Origin of the sequence: Psychroflexus gondwanensis ACAM 44, from assembly GCF_000355905.1 — a bacterium.
Taxonomy (GTDB): domain Bacteria; phylum Bacteroidota; class Bacteroidia; order Flavobacteriales; family Flavobacteriaceae; genus Psychroflexus; species Psychroflexus gondwanensis.
In genome coordinates, this window is the sequence record NZ_APLF01000019.1 from 1 (window position 1) to 18,039 (window position 18,039).

21 protein-coding genes are annotated in these 18,039 nt (G+C 34.5%); 12 read left to right on the plus strand and 9 right to left on the minus strand.

All coding sequences use genetic code 11. From position 1 onward, the window contains the following. Positions 1–152 precede the first annotated feature (152 nt). The 6 genes from PGOND44_RS13455 to nusB form a co-directional block, all read right to left on the minus strand. Positions 153–1,085, minus strand: a complete 933-nt coding sequence (locus tag PGOND44_RS13455) for a DUF58 domain-containing protein (protein ID WP_003443842.1) — start codon at positions 1,083–1,085, stop codon at positions 153–155. Positions 1,086–1,167: 82 nt separating this feature from the next. Beyond that, complete coding sequence (gene trxA, locus PGOND44_RS13460; RefSeq protein WP_003443846.1) at positions 1,168–1,485, minus strand: thioredoxin; 318 nt, start codon at positions 1,483–1,485, stop codon at positions 1,168–1,170. A gap of 99 nt (positions 1,486–1,584) precedes the next feature. Beyond that, positions 1,585–2,145, minus strand: coding sequence for a thioredoxin family protein (locus PGOND44_RS13465; protein WP_003443849.1), 561 nt, complete (start codon positions 2,143–2,145; stop codon positions 1,585–1,587). An 80-nt stretch (positions 2,146–2,225) separates the two neighbouring features. After that, the gene (gene yajC / locus PGOND44_RS13470) at positions 2,226–2,558 is read right to left on the minus strand and encodes a preprotein translocase subunit YajC (RefSeq protein WP_003443852.1); all 333 of its coding nucleotides are present in this window, start codon (positions 2,556–2,558) and stop codon (positions 2,226–2,228) included. 5 nt (positions 2,559–2,563) lie between these two features. Continuing rightward, complete coding sequence (locus PGOND44_RS13475; protein ID WP_003443855.1) at positions 2,564–3,037, minus strand: DUF1573 domain-containing protein; 474 nt, start codon at positions 3,035–3,037, stop codon at positions 2,564–2,566. A gap of 44 nt (positions 3,038–3,081) precedes the next feature. Next, a complete protein-coding gene (nusB, locus tag PGOND44_RS13480) occupies positions 3,082–4,023 on the minus strand; it encodes a transcription antitermination factor NusB (RefSeq protein WP_003443857.1) in 942 nt (313 codons plus the stop codon). A gap of 229 nt (positions 4,024–4,252) precedes the next feature. On the opposite strand from nusB, the gene PGOND44_RS13485 reads away from it, so the two are divergent. Next, a complete protein-coding gene (locus tag PGOND44_RS13485; protein ID WP_003443860.1) occupies positions 4,253–6,013 on the plus strand; it encodes an ABC transporter ATP-binding protein in 1,761 nt (586 codons plus the stop codon). Between the two features lie 75 nt (positions 6,014–6,088). Further along, complete coding sequence (locus PGOND44_RS13490) at positions 6,089–6,478, plus strand: PUR family DNA/RNA-binding protein (RefSeq protein ID WP_003443863.1); 390 nt, start codon at positions 6,089–6,091, stop codon at positions 6,476–6,478. Between the two features lie 113 nt (positions 6,479–6,591). Here the strand turns inward: PGOND44_RS13490 and PGOND44_RS13495 are convergent, their stop codons facing one another. Beyond that, positions 6,592–7,320, minus strand: coding sequence for an energy transducer TonB (locus PGOND44_RS13495; protein WP_003443866.1), 729 nt, complete (start codon positions 7,318–7,320; stop codon positions 6,592–6,594). A gap of 430 nt (positions 7,321–7,750) precedes the next feature. Continuing rightward, entirely contained in the window at positions 7,751–7,990 is a 240-nt protein-coding gene (locus tag PGOND44_RS15945; protein ID WP_316928554.1) for a cytochrome d ubiquinol oxidase subunit II, read from the minus strand. 494 nt (positions 7,991–8,484) lie between these two features. Between PGOND44_RS15945 and PGOND44_RS13510 the strand changes: the two genes are divergently transcribed. The 10 genes from PGOND44_RS13510 to PGOND44_RS13555 all read left to right on the plus strand — a co-directional run bounded on the left by PGOND44_RS13510 (position 8,485) and on the right by PGOND44_RS13555 (position 17,544). Then, on the plus strand, positions 8,485–9,003 hold the full coding sequence (locus tag PGOND44_RS13510; RefSeq protein WP_003443873.1) for a c-type cytochrome: 519 nt from the start codon (positions 8,485–8,487) through the stop codon (positions 9,001–9,003). Then, positions 8,987–9,640 (plus strand): fasciclin domain-containing protein, encoded by a 654-nt coding sequence (locus tag PGOND44_RS13515; protein WP_003443875.1) that lies wholly within the window; start codon positions 8,987–8,989, stop codon positions 9,638–9,640. Before PGOND44_RS13510 ends, PGOND44_RS13515 begins: the two co-directional genes overlap by 17 nt. A 19-nt stretch (positions 9,641–9,659) precedes the next feature. Then, on the plus strand, positions 9,660–11,624 hold the full coding sequence (nosZ, locus tag PGOND44_RS13520; RefSeq protein WP_003443877.1) for a Sec-dependent nitrous-oxide reductase: 1,965 nt from the start codon (positions 9,660–9,662) through the stop codon (positions 11,622–11,624). 89 nt (positions 11,625–11,713) lie between these two features. Then, positions 11,714–12,319 carry a hypothetical protein gene (locus tag PGOND44_RS13525; RefSeq protein WP_003443881.1) on the plus strand — a complete coding sequence of 202 codons (606 nt, stop codon included), beginning with the start codon at positions 11,714–11,716 and terminating at the stop codon, positions 12,317–12,319. 1 nt (position 12,320) lies between these two features. Then, positions 12,321–12,773: a nitrous oxide reductase accessory protein NosL gene (locus PGOND44_RS13530; RefSeq protein ID WP_003443884.1), complete on the plus strand. Its 453-nt coding sequence runs from the start codon at positions 12,321–12,323 to the stop codon at positions 12,771–12,773. A gap of 1 nt (position 12,774) precedes the next feature. After that, positions 12,775–14,022 (plus strand): nitrous oxide reductase family maturation protein NosD, encoded by a 1,248-nt coding sequence (locus PGOND44_RS13535; protein WP_003443887.1) that lies wholly within the window; start codon positions 12,775–12,777, stop codon positions 14,020–14,022. Continuing rightward, a complete protein-coding gene (locus PGOND44_RS13540) occupies positions 14,016–14,723 on the plus strand; it encodes an ABC transporter ATP-binding protein (protein ID WP_003443890.1) in 708 nt (235 codons plus the stop codon). The genes PGOND44_RS13535 and PGOND44_RS13540 overlap by 7 nt, the downstream gene beginning before the upstream one ends. Further along, positions 14,716–15,498: a hypothetical protein gene (locus tag PGOND44_RS13545; RefSeq protein WP_003443894.1), complete on the plus strand. Its 783-nt coding sequence runs from the start codon at positions 14,716–14,718 to the stop codon at positions 15,496–15,498. The genes PGOND44_RS13540 and PGOND44_RS13545 overlap by 8 nt, the downstream gene beginning before the upstream one ends. An 80-nt stretch (positions 15,499–15,578) precedes the next feature. After that, entirely contained in the window at positions 15,579–16,298 is a 720-nt protein-coding gene (ric, locus tag PGOND44_RS13550; RefSeq protein WP_003443898.1) for an iron-sulfur cluster repair di-iron protein, read from the plus strand. 403 nt (positions 16,299–16,701) lie between these two features. Then, positions 16,702–17,544 (plus strand): hypothetical protein, encoded by an 843-nt coding sequence (locus PGOND44_RS13555; RefSeq protein WP_236612003.1) that lies wholly within the window; start codon positions 16,702–16,704, stop codon positions 17,542–17,544. Here the strand turns inward: PGOND44_RS13555 and PGOND44_RS13560 are convergent. Further along, the gene (locus PGOND44_RS13560; RefSeq protein WP_003443904.1) at positions 17,541–18,002 is read right to left on the minus strand and encodes a hemerythrin domain-containing protein; all 462 of its coding nucleotides are present in this window, start codon (positions 18,000–18,002) and stop codon (positions 17,541–17,543) included. The two genes, PGOND44_RS13555 and PGOND44_RS13560, sit on opposite strands and share 4 nt — an antisense overlap. Positions 18,003–18,039: the final 37 nt, after the last annotated feature.

An 18,039-nucleotide genomic window follows, 5' to 3' on the forward strand; every position in this document is an offset into this window, starting at 1 on the left:
TGGACGAGACTCGAACTCGCGACCCCCTGCGTGACAGGCAGGTATTCTAACCAACTGAACTACCAGACCGTGCTTAATTGCGAGTGCAAATATAAACCCAATTTTTAATTACACAAACATGTTTGACAAAAATAATTCAACAAAAAATAGCCTTATGACTTTAGCTTCTGTGTTTCAATTAAGTAAGTGGATAAAATCTTTTCAAAGTTTTTTCTAATGTCGGCTTGAACGTATCGAATTTTATATTTTGCACAGGTTAACTTCAATTCTTGTATGAATTCTGACATCTTTTGAACGTATTCTTTTTTGATTTGCTGAGTCTGTAAATCGATTTTGGAACCACTTTCTAAGTCGAAAAAACGTTTTGGAGCATCATCGAAATCAAAATCAACTTCTGTTTTATAATCCAATGTATGGAAAAGAACCACCTGATGCTTGTTGTATTTGAGATGCCTTAAAGCTTCAAACAGATCTGCCTTAGAAACGTCAGGCTGAAATAAATCTGTGAACAAAAATACTAGAGATCTACGCTTCAACTTTTCAGCGACCTCATGTAAAAATTGATAGGTATTGGTTTTGGTATTTACTTGAGGGTGTTGAATACATTTTTCCAATTGATCGTAAATCATACTGAAATGCGAACTGCTCCCCTTCTCTGTGGTTTGAAAGCGAAGTTCTTCATCATAGATAGAAAGTCCTGCAGCATCTCTCTGCTTGCTTAATAACTGCATAATAGAAGCAATTGATAAGGCAGAAAATGATATTTTATCTAAATTGGATAACGACGGTGATTTAACTTCAGGATAATACATTGAGGCAGACTGATCTAAAATAAAATGACATCTCAAATTCGTTTCCTCCTCAAACTTTTTAGTGTACAATTTGTCCGTCTTAGCGAACAATTTCCAATCTATATGTTTGGTACTTTCTCCCGTATTGTAAAGTTTATGCTCTGCAAATTCTGCAGAATACCCATGAAATGGACTTTTATGAATTCCTGAAATAAATCCCTCAACAATTTGAGACGCTAATAAGGGCAAATTTGAAATCGTTGAGGACCGCTTAGTTTCAGAATTGATATCCATAAATAGATTTTTTATTAAAAATAAAAAAGGCTTGATTTAAATAAAACCAAGCCTTTAAATTTATAACTATTGAAGAGATATACTATAATAAACTATCAATAGCTTCTTTATAAGTTTCTTTTTGAGCAACACCAACTTGACGGTTTACCATTTCTCCATTTTTAAAAAACAGTACAGTTGGAATATTTCTAACTCCATATTTAGCTGCAAACTCTTGGTTTTGATCTACATCCATTTTAGCAATGACAGCTTTTCCTTCATATTCGGTATTTAATTCGTCGATGATGGGTCCTACCATTCTACAAGGCCCACACCAAGCAGCCCAAAAATCGACTAATACTGGTATGTCACTTTCTAGAACTTTTTCTTGAAAATCTTTATCTGTTATCTCTAATGTCATAATTCAATTTATTTATTTATACAAAATTAGGGTTTAAGGTGGAATATGTAACTTAATTATATATTAATTAATCTTATTTAAGAATCAGACTTTCTTATGTTAATAAGTTCTCCATTTGATATTACAGCCCATACTAGGTTTCTGGTCTTTTAATACCGTTCTATTATTGAGCAAAGCGTCTAAAGCTTCTCGAATGTATCTACCAGAGGTTGGAATACCATTTTTGGGTCTAGAATCATCCAATTGTCCTCGATAAACAAGTTCTAGAGTTTCATCAAACACATAAAAATCTGGCGTACATGCTGCATTATAAGCTCTAGCAACTCCCTGGGTCTCATCATATAAATAAGGAAAAGGATAATTGAGTTTTCTAGCTATTTTGAACATATGTTCTGGACTATCATCAGGATAGGCTTTTACATCGTTACTAGAAATAGCAACAAAGCCAAAACCCAAAACTCTATAATCATTGGCCAATCTTACGATTTCGCCATTCACATGTTTTACATAAGGACAGTGGTTACAAATGAACATAATGATTGTTCCCTTGCTACCTCTTAAGTCATTTAAAGACAAAGCCGTATTAGAAACAGTATCCAACAGTTTAAAATTTGGAGCTTTTGTACCAAGCTCCAACATTGTAGAAGGTGTTAATGACATTCTTGAAAATATTTTATTCTCAAATTTAAACAAAAAAGCTATCGTAAACGATAGCTTTTGAGACACATTGTAAGTTAGACTTACTTTTTAATTACTTTACTTTCCTTAGTTTCCTTGGCTTCCTTGCTTTCTTTAGCGGGAGCATTCACCTTTTGAGAAAGCTCAAAAGAGAGTGATGATTTGTCAAAAGTCATTTTACCAGATCCTGTTTCTAGGATCACGGCATCTAACTTTTCACTTAGATCAGCAATTCTACCGTGTAGACCGCTTTTAGTAACTACCTTATCTCCTCTTTTGATAGATTCAATAAAGCTTTTTTCTTTTTTTTGTTTTTTCATTTGTGGCCTTATCATAAAAAAATAAAGCACAACAAAAATCAAAACTAAAGGTAATAAACTTCCTAATTGATCCATATAAATTATTTCACTGGAGAACCAGCATTGTTATTTTTTGGATTTACAAAAGCCTTAATTCTTAAAGTCTCTTTTCCAGATGCAGTATTTCCTGTAATTCTTACTTGCGCCATTTGCTGATTTTGCTTACCACTTGTATTAAATTTTACAAGCATTTCGCCTTTTTCACCAGGAACAATAGCTTCTTTGGTCCAAGTAGGAACTGTACAACCACAACTTGCAGTCGCATTAGAAACTATAAGTGGTGCATCACCAGTATTCGTAAATACAAATGTATGCTCTACAACTTCTCCTTCATCAACAGTACCAAAATCAAACTCTTTTTCTTCAAATTCCATTACAGGGAATGATTGTTGTTTTGAATCACGATCTTCTGCAATTTCTTTTTTAGATTGATCTACTTTCTCCGAAGCTTCATTTTTACAAGCCGTTAAAGACAGTGTTGCTATTGCAACGATTGCTAACATAAACTTTCTCATGATAATTAATTTTAATTTTTACAAAAATATGACATTTTAAGCAATTACATTAATCCTCTGCCTATTTTATTAATTTTCCCATTGGTTTGGTATTCTTTGGAAACTGTATCCAAAACGCCGTTTATAAAAGTACTGCTTTTAGGTGTGCTATATTCTTTGGCCAACTCCAAATATTCGTTGATAGTTACTCGAACAGGAATAGATGGGAATTTTAAAAACTCGCACAAAGCCATTTTAATAAGAATACTGTCTATATCTGCGATTCTATCTTGGTCCCAGTTTGGGGTTTTATTTTTGGTGATTTCAGTAAGTTGATCATTTGCAAGAAGTGTTTTGGTAAAAAGTTCTTTTGCAAAATTTTCATCTTCTACATTTTTATACAATCTAGGCACTGTAATCACCTCATCGCTTTCTTTTTGCTTCTGAAGAAATTTCAAAAAGGTAGTATTTACGATTGGAAAATCGTCTATCCAAGTCAGATTTTGATCTTCATAATAATCGTAAAGGTCCTCATTGGGCGCAATGATTTGTTTGAAAACATCCACGACAAATTCTTTATCTTCTTTAAAACTGGACGTTTCCGTAAAAATATAATCGGCGTAGAGATCTGACTCTAAAATTTTATCCCAAATTAATTTAGGGTATTCATCATCTCGTTTCCAATGGCTTAACTTCCTATCTTCAATAAGATTGCTTATGGCCGTACTATCCGAGATCCTCTTCAGAAGTTGATTATTAATAAGTTTTTTGTTTGGGTTCTTCTCTTCCTCTGTGGCTAAGAATTTCTTTTTCACAATCTCAAAATATTCTTCCGCGTAGTCTCTAATGCTGACAAGGAGTTCAAAATCGAGTAAGAAAAGATTGTACATCTCCTCTGTGCTCTTTTTGAGAAACTTCTCTTCCGCCTGCATGGAGTCTTTGCTTCCTTGGTGAAAGGCATAAAGAGATTGCATTACTTTGGCACGAATATGTCGTCTTGTTAACATCTGTTTGTTCTAAATTTTAGCGCAAAAATAATATTTAAAAGAAGAGTTTAACCCGTATTTGTATTTATTTAAATCCTAATTGAAACCTTTCCTAACGCCTTAAGGTTTAAATGGGTTATGAATTGAAGGATATTAGCCCTTAGCACAACCCTTAAAGGATTAAACTTATGTTATTAAAGAAGCTAAATCTATCTTTTGGTTACATTTGCAACCAAAAAGTTAAAAGTGAATGAAGGCCTTACTCAGTCTAAATAAATACTTGTACAAATACAGAGGAAGACTCCTATTAGGGTTTATTATTACGATAGGCGCTCGTGTTTTTGCTGTATTTATACCTCAACTCATAAGAAATTCTACTGTTGCCATAGAAGACTATTTAAATGGAGATGTGGTAAGCATTGCAGAAGTTAAACAAGAGCTTCTCATCAATATTGGGCTTATTATTGGGGCAGCTTTAGCCTCTGCTGTACTTACTTTTATAATGAGACAAACTTTTATTGTGGTTTCTAGGTATATTGAATACGACCTGAAAAATGAAGTATATACTCAGTATCAAACTTTATCCTTAGACTTCTACAAGCGAAACAGAACTGGGGATTTGATGAATAGAATTTCTGAAGATGTCTCTAAGGTGAGAATGTATGTTGGCCCCGCATTAATGTACGGTGTGCAAACCTTAACCCTATTTGTTGTAGTCATTTATTTTATGATAAAAGCCGCACCTACTCTTACCTTATACACTTTAATTCCATTTCCCGTACTTTCTTTAGCGATTTACAAACTAAGTATGTCCATCAACAAAAGAAGTGCTGAAATACAAAGATTTTTATCACTCCTCAACACCTATACACAAGAAAGTTTTAGTGGTATTGCGGTTATTAAATCTTACGGAATTTTGAACCGTTTCAACTCTGACTTTGAGAAATTATCCAATGAGAGTAGAGATAAGAATGTAAATCTTGCAAAAGTGGAGGCGTTCTTTTTTCCACTGATGATCTTTCTGATAGGTTTTAGTAACCTATTTGTCATCTACTTCGGTGGGATGCAGTACATCAACGGAGAGATTGAGAGCGTTGGAGTTATTGTGGAATTCTTGCTTTATGTCAACATGCTTACCTGGCCAGTGGCCTCTGTAGGATGGATCACATCTATGGTTCAAAGAGCTGAAGCCTCTCAAGAACGGATTAACGAATTTCTAAGTGAATCTCCAAATATCAAAAATAATTCCCCAGAGTCTTCTGAAAATGTTTTAGGTGACATTGAATTTAAGAATGTTAGTTTCACCTACGAAGACACCAATATAGTAGCTTTAAAGAATATTTCCTTTAAAGTTAAAAAGGGGGAAACTCTTGCTATTATGGGTAAGACCGGCTCGGGAAAGTCTACTATCCTAGAGTTGATTGGGAGATTGTATGATGTGAATAAGGGCGAAATATTAATTGACGGTAAGCCAATAGAGAGCTACAATCTTGATGAATTAAGAAAACAGCTTGGCTATGTTCCACAAGATGCTTTCCTATTTAGTAGTTCTTTACGCGATAATATAAAATTTGGTAAGGTCGATGCCACCGAAGAAGATATTGTAGATGCTGCAAAAAATGCTGCAGTACATGATAATATTATAGAATTTAGTAAGGGTTATGATACCATATTAGGAGAACGAGGCATAACATTGTCTGGTGGGCAGAAACAAAGGGTCTCTATAGCAAGAGCTATCATTAAAGATCCTAGAATAGTCCTATTTGACGACTGTCTATCGGCGGTTGATACTGAAACAGAAGAGGAAATTTTCAGTAAATTAAATAAAATTTCTAATGATAAAACTTCAATTGTGGTTAGCCACAGGGCCTCCTCTGCAAAAAATGCCGATCATATTATCATCCTAGATGAGGGTATGATTTTGGAAGAAGGCACTCATAGTGAGCTACTTGCTAACAACGGATACTATAAAGATTTATATACCAAACAGCTTTCAGAAAAAGAAAATTGAATTTTTATTTGTGTTTTTAATTTTTTTTAAGACTTTTGAACAAATGTTATATTAATCTTATTTAACTAAAGTATTATGAGTGAACAAGAGCCGATGAAGAACGAGGATATTTTCTCGAAGGTTATAAGAGCAGGAAGAAGGACTTACTTTTTTGACGTGAGATCCACAAAAGCTGACGATTATTACTTAACTATCACAGAAAGTAAAAAATTTACAAATGACGATGGATCTTTCTTTTATAGAAAACATAAGATTTATTTGTACAAAGAAGATTTCGAAAACTTCAAAGAAGCTTTAGAAGAAACGACAAACTATATTATTGATAAAAAAGGGGAAGAGGTGATAAGCGATCGTCACCAAAAAGATTTCACAAAACCTTCTGAAGAGAATTTAGAGACTTCTGAAGAAACTACTCCAAGCTCAAGCGCTACGGCATTTACTAATGTTAGCTTTGACGATATATAAAATTCAATATTAAAATACCTATTACCAGAAAAGCCAGCTTTGTAAAGCTGGCTTTTCTGGTAATAGGTATTGATGTAAAAATAGACTTTCAGTGATTAGTGATTAACTAGAGGCTAATCTGAAACTTTGAAGGTAATAGGCAAGGCAAAAATGACATCTACAGGCTTTCCTCGTTGTTTGCCAGGTTGCATCTTGGGTAATTTTTCGATGACACGTCGACTTTCTTCCTTCAATTTTGGGTGTGAAGCCCTGGCGTTAATAAATTCAGCCTCTCCATTTGCTTTTATTTTAAAAGAGGTATAAATTCTATTTATGCCTGTCAAACCAAGATCTGTGGCTAAGCCCGTATCGAATTCTTTATTTATAAAAATCTTGAGTTGTTCACTCATACAAGCTTTTCGCGCTTTGTTATCGGTATACTGTTCACAACCTGGGAAAATAGGAACATCTTCAATAAAGTCAAATCCCATTTCCCTCATAGGTTCCTCTTCTACAGGTTCAAAATCATCAAAATCTAGAAGTCCAGGATTGGATGGAGTCTTCTTAAGAATTGGCTTTTCTTCTGTTTTGGATTCAGGTTCTTTTTCATCAATAATGAAATCATCAATGTCTGGTTTTGGCCTTTTTAGAGGCTCCAATACCTTTTCGGGTAATGTCACATTTGGCATCTCTTCAACTTGAAGAAATTGATAGGTAACCTGATCGTTACTAGCCAAAAGTTGTGTTTCCGTTTTCCATTCTACAGAAATCAAGACGAGTAAAAGCACAGCGATTAATCCGACTTGAAAGAAAATTAGCTTTTTATTATTTAAATTTTTGTTTGGATATTTTTTAGGCTCCATAAGTATTCGTTTTAAAATTAAAGTGTGACTAAGTGAAGACTTTCCATCCTGTAAAGGAGACTGAAGTCTTTAATGTTCTAAACGAATTCGAAATAAACACTAGTAGTGAATTTTTAGAGACCAAGAACAATGCCAAAATTTTTAACAATCAAAAACGCACTAAGAAAAACTTTGAGTTAAGTTTTATAGATTTCTTGAAAAACTGTTGGAAAAACTGTACTGAATCTTTTAGGGCTTCAGAGTTGACCTGCTTTAGCATAATGCTACATAAAAAACAAGTGAAGCATTATGGACCTAAACTTTGAGCATAGTTATACTAGCTTCAGCTATTTCAATAGAAAATTTAAAGCATTACAAAATGACCTAGCTTTTAGTAGAAAATAAGTTTTGCCACTATAACTACAAAAAATAGGACTACTAAAATTTAAACTTAGTATGATTCATCTGAATCCAATTTTATTTCACCCCAAAACGTTTTATATACAAAATAGCTGTAAAGCAGAACCAAAGGTCCACCCACAGCGACAAAGCCCATCATGATTTCTAGAGTTTTGGTAGAGGCTGCTGCATTATATATAGTAATACTATTCTCTATTTCTGAATTAGACAACAATAAACGCGGATACAACTCAAAAGCGACGATGACAAGCAAAAGAGCAATAGTAAAAATAAAAGCCTAGCCGTATTGCTTCTTGCTTACAAGCCTCGGAACGTTGGCTATGCTCAAAAACACGAGCAATGGAACGATAAATAAGGCTTCATTAACTTTAAATACTTGCGAAAGATGCTCTAGAAAGGCAAGACCATAAGCCTTGAAGACGATGAAATTGAAAGCTTGATCGGCTATTAGAGTTAATCAAAATACCTAAGATTTCAGGGTTACTCTAAATAAAATTCAGAATAAGACTGTAGCAACATTTAATCGATAAATAGTTTTTAATTTTAAATGTAAAAAATTTAACCTTATCCATATAAAAGCTGATATATATCAGTTTTTATATGGATAAGGTTAAATTAAAAAAATCCTCTCCCTGAATTTATATACCTGATTTATAGATACTTACATGCCTATTGACATAAAGGATTGATTTTCTTATGACCTTAATCATATATTAAACAAGTCTTAAATTTTAACTTTGAGGAAGCATTTTAAATATCGTAAACATGAAATCATTTACTAAAATCAGTTTTGTTTTTCTTATCAGCTTATTATTAGCCTGTGGAGGAAATGAAGAGAAGAAAGGAAACAAAAAAGTAAAAATTGGTCAACAACCAAAAACTGAAAAAAAAGCTGAACCCGCAAAAAAATCAACCTCTACAACTTCAGCAGAAGAGGACTTAGCCAATTTGGGTATTGGTCCCATAAAATCCTTAGACATTGGCGAAGGCATAGATAAAAAACTTGCAAATCGAGGTCAAGAAGTTTTCGGAAATTTATGTACAGCTTGCCATAAAATGGAAAAGAAGTATGTGGGACCATCAATATCTGGGGTCTCAGAAAGACGAAGCCCAGAATGGATCATGAATATGATTATGAATCCGGAGGAAATGATCAAAAAAGATCCAATTGCTAAACGTTTGTTGATGGAAAGCAACATGGCGGTGATGGCCAATCAAAATGTTTCAGAAGAAGATACTCGAGCTATTTTAGAATATTTCAGAGAGTATGACAAGAATAATTAAGCACGAATTAATATTTATTTTTTTTAATCCTAATCCTATGAATATTCCATTTTTATTAAAATCATCAGCATCTATTTTTTTGATGTTATGTCTACTAGGTTGCAATTCTTCAGCAAAATCTGAGAGTGTAGACAAAATTACAGACGCTAAAACAAACTCAGATGAAGTTTCCTTATCCAATAAAGGGCAAGCTTTTATTGAAGGAGATAGCGATGCAGTAAATGCGCTGAAACTAGCAATTAACTCGCCAGATCATACAACTTTGGTTGCGGCAGTACAAGCTGCTGGTGTTGAAAATGCCTTAGTAAACGTAGGACCTCTCACAGTATTTGCGCCTACTAATGCAGCTTTTGACAAACTTGATAAAGCAACTTTAGAAGATTTGCTAAAACCTGAAAACAAGTCTAAACTAGCTAGTATTTTGATTCATCATGTTGCTCCAAGTAATTATCCTATCAAGACTCTAGAAAAAAATATAGAGAAAGAAAGGAAACTTTACATGGCAGGTGGTCAATATTTAGAAGTGACTAAGCAAGGTCAAGACATTTATGTAGGTGGTACCAAAATCATTGCCTCCGTAAATGTTAGCAATGGCTGGGTGCATATTATTGAAGACGTATTATTACCAAAAAACTAATTTTAAAACAACTCAAACAATGAAAACAATTCAAAAACTTTTACTAGGTCTAGGCGCAGGATTACTGCTTATAGGCTGTGGTAATAATTCAAAATCGGACTCTGGTGCTATGGCATCATCTAATGCAGAAAAGGTGTATGTTGCTCCAGGTGAGCACGACGAATTTTATGCCTTCTTGTCGGGAGGATATTCCGGAAACCTAACAGTTTACGGTTTACCAAGCGGAAGAATGTTTAAAGAAATACCAGTTTTTTCTCAATTTCCTACCAATGGGTACGGGTATTCTGAAGAAAGCAAAGCTATGCTTAATACCTCTTTTGGCTTTGTGCCTTGGGGTGATTCTCACCACCCAGATATATCCCAGACAAACGGAAAACTGGATGGTCGATGGGTTTTCATAAATGAAAACAATACACCTCGTATTGCTAGGATAAGCTTAGAGACTTTCGAAACCGAGGAGATTATCGAAATTCCTAATTCTGCTGGAAATCACGCCTCATCGTATGTGACTGAAAATACAGAATATGTTGTTGCAGGTACTCGTTTTGCTGTTCCAAATCCTCAAAAAGACATGCCTATCGATGAAATGAAAGGTGAATTTAAAGGCCCTTTAACCTTTATTAAGGTTGATCAAGAACATGGACACATGGAAATTGATTTCCAAATAAATATGCCTGGTTTCAACTACGACTTATCACATCCTGGTCGTGACAAATCTCATGGATGGTTTTTCTTCACCTCTTATAATACTGAAGAAGCACATTCTATGCAAGAAGTGAATGCATCACAAAACGATAAAGATTTTATCGCCGCTGTAAATTGGATGAAAATTAAAGAATACGTTGAGAATGGTGGTGGAACTGAAGTGGCTGGTACTTATGCACATAACATTTACGATGAATCCACTATGATGGCCACCACAGAAATGAAAGAAGGCGTAACTTCAGTTGATCCGCGTGAGGTTCCAGGCGCTGTCTATTACATGCCAGTTCCAAAATCGCCTCACGGTATAGATGTTAACCCTACAGGTGAATACATCATTGGAAATGGAAAACTATCTACACAGTTGAGTGTTTATTCATTTGCGAAAATGCAAGAAGCCATCAAAAATAAAGACTTTGACGGTGATGCTTATGGTATCCCAATCTTAAAATACGAATCTGTTCTTGAAGGTGTTGTAGATAGTGGTGGTTTAGGTCCATTGCATACTGAATTTGATGGTAAAGGTTTTGGTTACACTAGTTTCTTTATTTCTTCTGAAGTTGTAAAATGGAAAGTAGGGACTTGGGAAGTAGTTGATAGACAACCTTCTTTCTACTCGGTTGGTCATTTAACTATTCCTGGTGGTAACTCTAGAGAACCTTTTGGTAAGTATATGTTTAGTATGAATAAAATCACGAAGGACAGATATTTACCAACAGGTCCAGAATTGGAGCATTCAGCGCAGTTATATGATATTTCTGGCGATAAAATGGAATTGCTACTAGATTTCCCAACCCACGGTGAACCTCACTATGCAGCTGCTATACCTGCAGATTTGATAAAATCTAAATCTAAAAAATACTACGATTTAGAAGACAACAATCACAAATACGCTGCTAAAAGTGAATCGGCTACACGTGTAGAACGCAAGGGAAACGAAGTTCATGTTTATGCAACTACAGTTAGAAGTCACTTTTCACCCGATAATATCGAAGGAGTTAAAGTTGGCGATAAGGTGTATTTCCACATTACTAACTTAGAGCAAGACTTTGATGTTCCTCACGGATTTGCAATGATTGGAGCTAACACTTCAGAAATTTTGATCATGCCTGGGCAAACTAAAACCATTATTTGGGAACCTAAACGAGAAGGTGTTTGGCCATTCTATTGTACAGACTTCTGTTCTGCACTTCACCAAGAAATGCAAGGTTACGTAAGAGTTTCTGCGAAAAATAGCGATACTAAATTACGTTGGTCACTAGACGACGAATGGAAAGAGTAATGAGTTAATTTGAATGTTTTGGTTTTGATTACTCAATCTGGGGCGAGTAGATTCTCTGCTCGTCCCTTTTTCATTTAAAAATTTAAATTATGAAAACGGCAAGTATCACTATGATTATTGGTTCTGCATTTCTGTTGGGATTGTTCGTCTTCCCGCTTTGGAGTATAACCTTAGAAGCACCACAGTACCCAAGTGGCATTGGAATGTACATTAACCTCGATGGACTGGAAGGACATGAAAAACACGATATTCAGAATATAGATGGACTTAACCATTATATTGGCATGCGTAAACTGCCTAAACAAGATGAAATGTGGGAATTTTCTGTATTTCCTAAAGTCATTGGAGGAATGGCCATCTTAGGAATTCTCATTGGCCTTTTGGGCTTATTTAAAAAAGTCTCTTACAAATGGTTTTTAGGCTGGCTTGTTTTAATGACTGTTTTGGGTGTTATGGGCATATTTGATTTTAATGCTTGGATGACAGATTACGGTACCAACCTAGATCCAAAAGCCATCATGAAAATGACTGATGAAGATGGAAATCCTTTAAGCTACAAACCTCCATTATTTGGCTCTAGAGATATTTTGAACTTTACTGCACATTCTTATCCTGCTATAGGAGCCGTATTAATGGGTATTGGCATGTTTCTTACCTTTATAGCTTACATCATTGGACTTAAAAAAGCTAATTAATATGAATAAATACATCGTTTTAGCATTCTTATTTGTGGCGATAACAGCCTGCGATAAATCGGCTAAACCAATTAATTATGGTGAAGACCAATGCGATTTTTGTAGCATGGGCATCGTTCAGAAAACACATGCTGCTCAAATGGTAACTGAAAAAGGAAAGCAACATAAATTTGATGCTATTGAATGCATGGTGAATTTTATTAAAGACGAATCAGGGAAATTTGATAACGCCACCTTATTGGTTGCCAATTATAACCAACCTGGGGAAATGATTCCTGCAGAAAACGCATCTTATTTAATAAGTGAAAATTTACCTAGTCCAATGGGCGCCTATTTAACTGCATTTGCATCGCTATCTGATGCTGAAGCTGCCCAAGAAAAACTGGAGGGTAAGATTTACCAATGGGATGATCTAGAAAAAGTCATCAAAAAGGATATTCATAAAACTCACTAAAATGAAATTCAGCTTATTTATCTTCTGCTTTATCTCAGCATTAAATTATGCCTATGCACAAAACAGAACTATAGAAGTTTGTGCCAAAGATTGTGAATTTTCTTCTGTTCAAAAGGCAATTGACCAAGCGCAATCTGGTGACTCTATTTTCATTCAAAAAGGAATTTATAAGGAGCATAATATTTTTATCAACAAGAAATCACTTCATCTGTATGGAGAAGAAGGCAGTGTAATAGATAGCAAACACAAGGGCTATGGCTTCAAGGTTGAAGCTACAGATTTTAGTATTACAGATTTAACAATTAAAAATATTGAAGTAAGTTACACATCAGATTATGCCGCTATTTACCTCTTTAGATGTTTCGATTTTAAACTAAAAAACATCACCTTAAGAAACGCATTCTTCGGCTTCTTGATTGAAAAGTCTAGAAACGGTTTAGTGCTTCAAAATGATATTTCGGGAACTGGTGATTCTGAAGCCAGCTCTGGAAATGCTATTCATCTTTGGGATTCAGAAGAAATTGAAGTGCGGGATAACCATGTCTATAACATGCGTGATGGCATATACATCGAATTTGGGAGCAATAACATTTTTGAAAATAACGATAGCCACGATAATATGCGCTATGGTTTGCACTTTATGTTCTCCAATGATAATCGCTATAGCAATAACATTTTCAGGAACAATAGCGCTGGTGTTGCGGTCATGTTTTCTAAGCGCATTGTAATGAATAATAATGTATTTAAAAAAAACTGGGGCACGGCATCTTATGGTCTATTACTGAAAGAAATAAACGATGCCGAGATTTATAACAACACTTTTGAAGATAATACGGTAGGTATTACCGCCGATGGTTCTACTCGAATAACGTATCGAGAAAATGATTTCATCAACAATGGTTACGCCGTAATATTTATAGGCGGTAGCTATGAAAACAATTTTATGAAAAATAATTTTCTCTACAATAATTTCGATTTGAGCTATTCTGGAGGCTTAAACGATAATAGTTTCGATAATAATTTTTGGAGCGATTACACGGGTTATGATCTAGATAAAGACGGTTACGGCGATGTACCTTACCGGCCAGTGAAATTATTCAGTTATCTGGTGAATAATACTCCAGAAAGCATCATTTTATTGAGAAGTTTATTTATTGACATAATCAATTTTTCTGAAAAAGTAACCCCCATTTTCACTCCAGAAAATCTCACAGATCAAAACCCTTTAATGCGAAAAGTACAATGGTAGAATTTAATGATATACATAAAAGATTTGATAACAATGATGTGCTTACCGGCATCAACCTAAGTATTCAAAAAGGCAGAACTACAGCAATTCTTGGCCCAAATGGGTCTGGAAAAACCACCTTAATTAAAATATTACTAGGAATGAATCATGCCAATAAAGGCGAAATTTTTGTAGATGAATCAAATATCAAAAATAACTGGTCGTATAGAAAATATATCGACTACCTACCACAAATAGCCAACTTCCCTGGTAATATAAAAGTGAAAGAAATCATAGCGATGATCAAAGACTTGAGAAGTCAGCCAACTCGCGATGAAGAATTGATCGAATATTTTGAGCTTACCCCCTACCTCAACATAAAACTCAGTCACCTTTCTGGAGGTTACAAACAGAAAGTAAATCTTGTTCTCAGTCTTATGTTTAACAGTCCTTTTATCATTTTGGATGAACCTACATCTGGTTTGGATCCAGTCTCTTTAATCAAATTGAAAGACTTACTCAAAAAAGAACAAGCTAACGGAAAAACCATTTTAATAACTTCTCACATCATGAGTTTTGTGGAAGAAATCTCAGACCATATCAGTTTTATTTTAGACGGGAAAGTTTACTTTGACGGGAGTATCGAGGAGCTAAAATCGACTACAGAAGAAACCAATTTTGAATATGCTATTGCTAACTTATTAAAAAACCATCATGCTTAAAATCTTAAAATACAGTTTTTTTGACTTGGTAAGAAGTCGCTGGAGTTACGTATATTTCCTATTCTACTTACTTCTAAGTTCAGTGTTATTGTTTTTGAACAACAATATATCGAACGCCATAATTACACTGTTAAATGTCGTCATTGTTTTAGTACCACTTATCGGAACTATCTTCGGGGTGATGTATTACTACGATTCGCAAGAATTTACTCAACTCCTTTTAGCACAACCCATAAAGCGAAAATCTATCTTTATGGGGCAATTCCTAGGGGTAGCCACCTCGCTTTCGCTAAGCGTATTGCTAGGGTTGGGTATTCCTTTTGCCTTATATGGCTTATTTCAATCCAACGTTATTTTCGACTTTTTGATTTTGATAGTTGTTGCTGTTTTTTTGAGTTTCATCTTTAGCGCTTTAGCCTTCAATATTGCATTATCGAATACCAACAAAATCAAAGGTTTTGGGTATGCCATCTTGCTTTGGTTGTTTCTAGCCGTTATTTATGACGGTGCTTTTCTCATTGCCTTGATCTATTTTCAAGAATATCCATTAGACAAGTTTACCTTAATTGCAACACTGTTTAACCCAATTGATTTGTCGAGAATATTAATTCTTTTAAAACTCGATATCTCTGCTTTGCTGGGTTATACTGGGGCTATTTTTAAAGACTTTTTCGGGACTCTGTTCGGTAGTTTAGTCTCCTTTGGGGTTTTAGTCATATGGGTGGTTTTACCGCTATGGCGGATGGTTAGACAAGCAAAACGAAAAGATTTTTAAAAAGTTTATGGACTTGATTCAAGTCATAAACCAAGACTTATAAAGGAGGTAATTTTAATGTAACTTAAATATAAATTATTATGGTTTCAATTAAAGATAAAACAGTAGCCGAATTAGTAAGTGAAAATATTAATACTGCTCATGTGTTCAAAAAACACGGCATCGATTTTTGCTGTGGCGGTGGTATAAGTATTGACAATGCTTGCGAAAAAAACCAAGTTAAACTTGATGAATTATTAAATGATCTTCAAAATCTGGAAGATAAGGGCCGGACATATGATTATAAAAAATGGGACTTGCATTTTCTAGCACAACATATTCAAAATGTGCATCACAGCTATGTAGAAGACAGCATACCGATACTTATACAGTATTCCAACAAAGTTGCTAGTGTGCATAGTAAAACCAATCCTGAGTTAATTAAGATAAAAGAATTGTTTGCTGAAGTAGCTAACGAACTAACTCAGCACTTAAAGAAAGAAGAGTTAATTCTATTTCCTTTTATTGCAAAAATGGAAGCTGCGTTTAAAAAGGGTGAAAAAGTAGAAAGACCACATTTTGGGACCATAGAGAATCCAATTGCTATGATGGAAGATGAACATGAAGCGGCAGGGGATATTTTTAAGGAAATCTCAGGTTTAACCAACACTTACAAATTACCACCAAATGCCTGCAATACTTACAAAGCTTTATACCATAAGCTTGAAGAGTTTGAAAATGATTTACATTTGCATATACATTTAGAAAATAATATCCTTTTTCCAAAAGCTTTAGCTATGGAAAAAGAAACCCTTTCATAGTTTGTTTTGATTGATGATGACCCTAAAACAGCATTTTATAAATAGTCTTTACTATTTTCTTATAACAGCTGTTTTAGGGTTTTTTCTTAGACTGGAATCGACAGCATTTAGTGTTGACATCCCAACACAGTATCGATTTATAGTCCACACACACTCACATATCGCCTTACTTGGCTGGGTGTATATAGCTTTAAGCAGTTTTATCGTTTATTTTTTTGTTGAAAAATGGAACATCAATAAACACTATAGAAAAGTTTTTTGGGCAACACAATTTTGCATAATCGGTATGCTTATCTTTTTTCCCATTCAAGGTTATGCGTTGTTTTCTATAATTTTCTCAAGCCTTTTTCTGTTAGTTAGTTATGTGTTTTTTGGGTTTATTCTAAAACATACAAAAACACAATTGAAATTAAAGAAATCCTTCTTACTTATCAAATATGCCTTATTGTATATGGTGATCTCATCGCTTGGACCCTGGGCTTTAGGCGCAATCATGACAACTCTAGGGAGCGAATCGGTATGGTATAAATTAGCGATCTATTTTTACCTGCACTTTCAGTATAATGCTTGGTTTGTGCTTGCTGCAATTGGGTTAATGGTGTTTTTACTGGAACAATCTAAAGTGAAAATTGAAAATAGAGCATTCTCAAAATTCATAGTGCTATTCAATATTGGTATTGTAGGTACATTTTTCCTATCCTGCCTCTGGGCAAGCTCACATTGGTCTTTGTATTTGTTGAGCAATTTAGGAAGTTTAACTTTATGGATAGGTTTATACTATTTGTGGAATTCCATAAAAAGTGAGTTTAGCACATTTTATCTAACACTGAGTAATCAATCCCGGTTTATACTCCAATTTCTAGTCTTAGTTTTCCTGCTGAAGTTACTTGTGCAAACATTAAGCGGCATACCTTACATAGCTGAAATTGCTACTTCAAACTTAGATGTAGTCATCGGATATTTACATTGGTTTTTCTTAGGCTTTATAAGCTTATTTTTATTGTTTTTAGCCTCTTATTTGCAATGGATTAAACTTTCTAATTTCAATTTAGGCCTTTACCTTCTCGCTTTTATTTTAACTGAATTTCTTATTTTTTATCGTGCTGCAACCGTTGTCCTGCAATGGGCATTTTTACCAAATTTGAATTTATATTTGGCAGTCGCTTCTTTATTATTCAGCGTTTCAATTATTGGAATAAGCTTACAGTCTATTTTTGCACCTCAAAGTAAAACCCAGAGGTTTTAAGACCAAAATGGCGTTTGCCACATGGCACAACTTTGTTGATGTTTGTGTATTTCCTCGTAAATAGCAAGTTGCTGTTCACTCAATGTACTTTGTATTAAGTTAAATAACTCCCGTTCTTCCAAACGAATATGCTTTTGAAGTAATTCATAAATTCTTTTGAAATCTGCATGGGTTTTTTGCTGAATTTGAAAAAGCATCTTTAAGTCTTGATGTTGATCTATTGCTTCACTTACTAATTCATATTCGCCCTTCAGCATTGGAAATAAACGTTCTTCTTCTAGCTGAAAATGCGGCAGCAAATGATTCTCCCAAAACCAAGTGGCATACTCTTCCATAGATTGAAGATCGGCTTTCTTAGACACTCCTTTTTGCAAACGCAGAGCAAAAACAAGTCCGTCGTGATGTTCACGACTTAAATTTCGTAGGGCTTTATGGCGTTTTATTGGTGGGTTGGGCATGATTAAAAATACTCTATAGCAAATCTAACCACATCTG

What these genes read in the sequence shown, in the direction of transcription:
- PGOND44_RS13560 (WP_003443904.1), bottom strand. Translation starts at nt 18,002, where the DNA reads ATGCCCAACCCACCAATAAAACGCCATAAAGCCCTACGAAATTTAAGT.
- PGOND44_RS13510 (WP_003443873.1), top strand. Translation starts at nt 8,485, where the DNA reads ATGAAATCATTTACTAAAATCAGTTTTGTTTTTCTTATCAGCTTATTA.
- PGOND44_RS13475 (WP_003443855.1), bottom strand. Translation starts at nt 3,037, where the DNA reads ATGAGAAAGTTTATGTTAGCAATCGTTGCAATAGCAACACTGTCTTTA.
- PGOND44_RS13540 (WP_003443890.1), top strand. Translation starts at nt 14,016, where the DNA reads ATGGTAGAATTTAATGATATACATAAAAGATTTGATAACAATGATGTG.
- PGOND44_RS13515 (WP_003443875.1), top strand. Translation starts at nt 8,987, where the DNA reads ATGACAAGAATAATTAAGCACGAATTAATATTTATTTTTTTTAATCCT.
- trxA (WP_003443846.1), bottom strand. Translation starts at nt 1,485, where the DNA reads ATGACATTAGAGATAACAGATAAAGATTTTCAAGAAAAAGTTCTAGAA.
- PGOND44_RS13455 (WP_003443842.1), bottom strand. Translation starts at nt 1,085, where the DNA reads ATGGATATCAATTCTGAAACTAAGCGGTCCTCAACGATTTCAAATTTG.
- PGOND44_RS13465 (WP_003443849.1), bottom strand. Translation starts at nt 2,145, where the DNA reads ATGTCATTAACACCTTCTACAATGTTGGAGCTTGGTACAAAAGCTCCA.
- PGOND44_RS13525 (WP_003443881.1), top strand. Translation starts at nt 11,714, where the DNA reads ATGAAAACGGCAAGTATCACTATGATTATTGGTTCTGCATTTCTGTTG.
- PGOND44_RS13490 (WP_003443863.1), top strand. Translation starts at nt 6,089, where the DNA reads ATGAGTGAACAAGAGCCGATGAAGAACGAGGATATTTTCTCGAAGGTT.
- nusB (WP_003443857.1), bottom strand. Translation starts at nt 4,023, where the DNA reads ATGTTAACAAGACGACATATTCGTGCCAAAGTAATGCAATCTCTTTAT.
- PGOND44_RS13495 (WP_003443866.1), bottom strand. Translation starts at nt 7,320, where the DNA reads ATGGAGCCTAAAAAATATCCAAACAAAAATTTAAATAATAAAAAGCTA.
- PGOND44_RS13485 (WP_003443860.1), top strand. Translation starts at nt 4,253, where the DNA reads ATGAAGGCCTTACTCAGTCTAAATAAATACTTGTACAAATACAGAGGA.
- yajC (WP_003443852.1), bottom strand. Translation starts at nt 2,558, where the DNA reads ATGGATCAATTAGGAAGTTTATTACCTTTAGTTTTGATTTTTGTTGTG.
- PGOND44_RS13545 (WP_003443894.1), top strand. Translation starts at nt 14,716, where the DNA reads ATGCTTAAAATCTTAAAATACAGTTTTTTTGACTTGGTAAGAAGTCGC.
- PGOND44_RS13530 (WP_003443884.1), top strand. Translation starts at nt 12,321, where the DNA reads ATGAATAAATACATCGTTTTAGCATTCTTATTTGTGGCGATAACAGCC.
- ric (WP_003443898.1), top strand. Translation starts at nt 15,579, where the DNA reads ATGGTTTCAATTAAAGATAAAACAGTAGCCGAATTAGTAAGTGAAAAT.
- nosZ (WP_003443877.1), top strand. Translation starts at nt 9,660, where the DNA reads ATGAAAACAATTCAAAAACTTTTACTAGGTCTAGGCGCAGGATTACTG.
- PGOND44_RS13535 (WP_003443887.1), top strand. Translation starts at nt 12,775, where the DNA reads ATGAAATTCAGCTTATTTATCTTCTGCTTTATCTCAGCATTAAATTAT.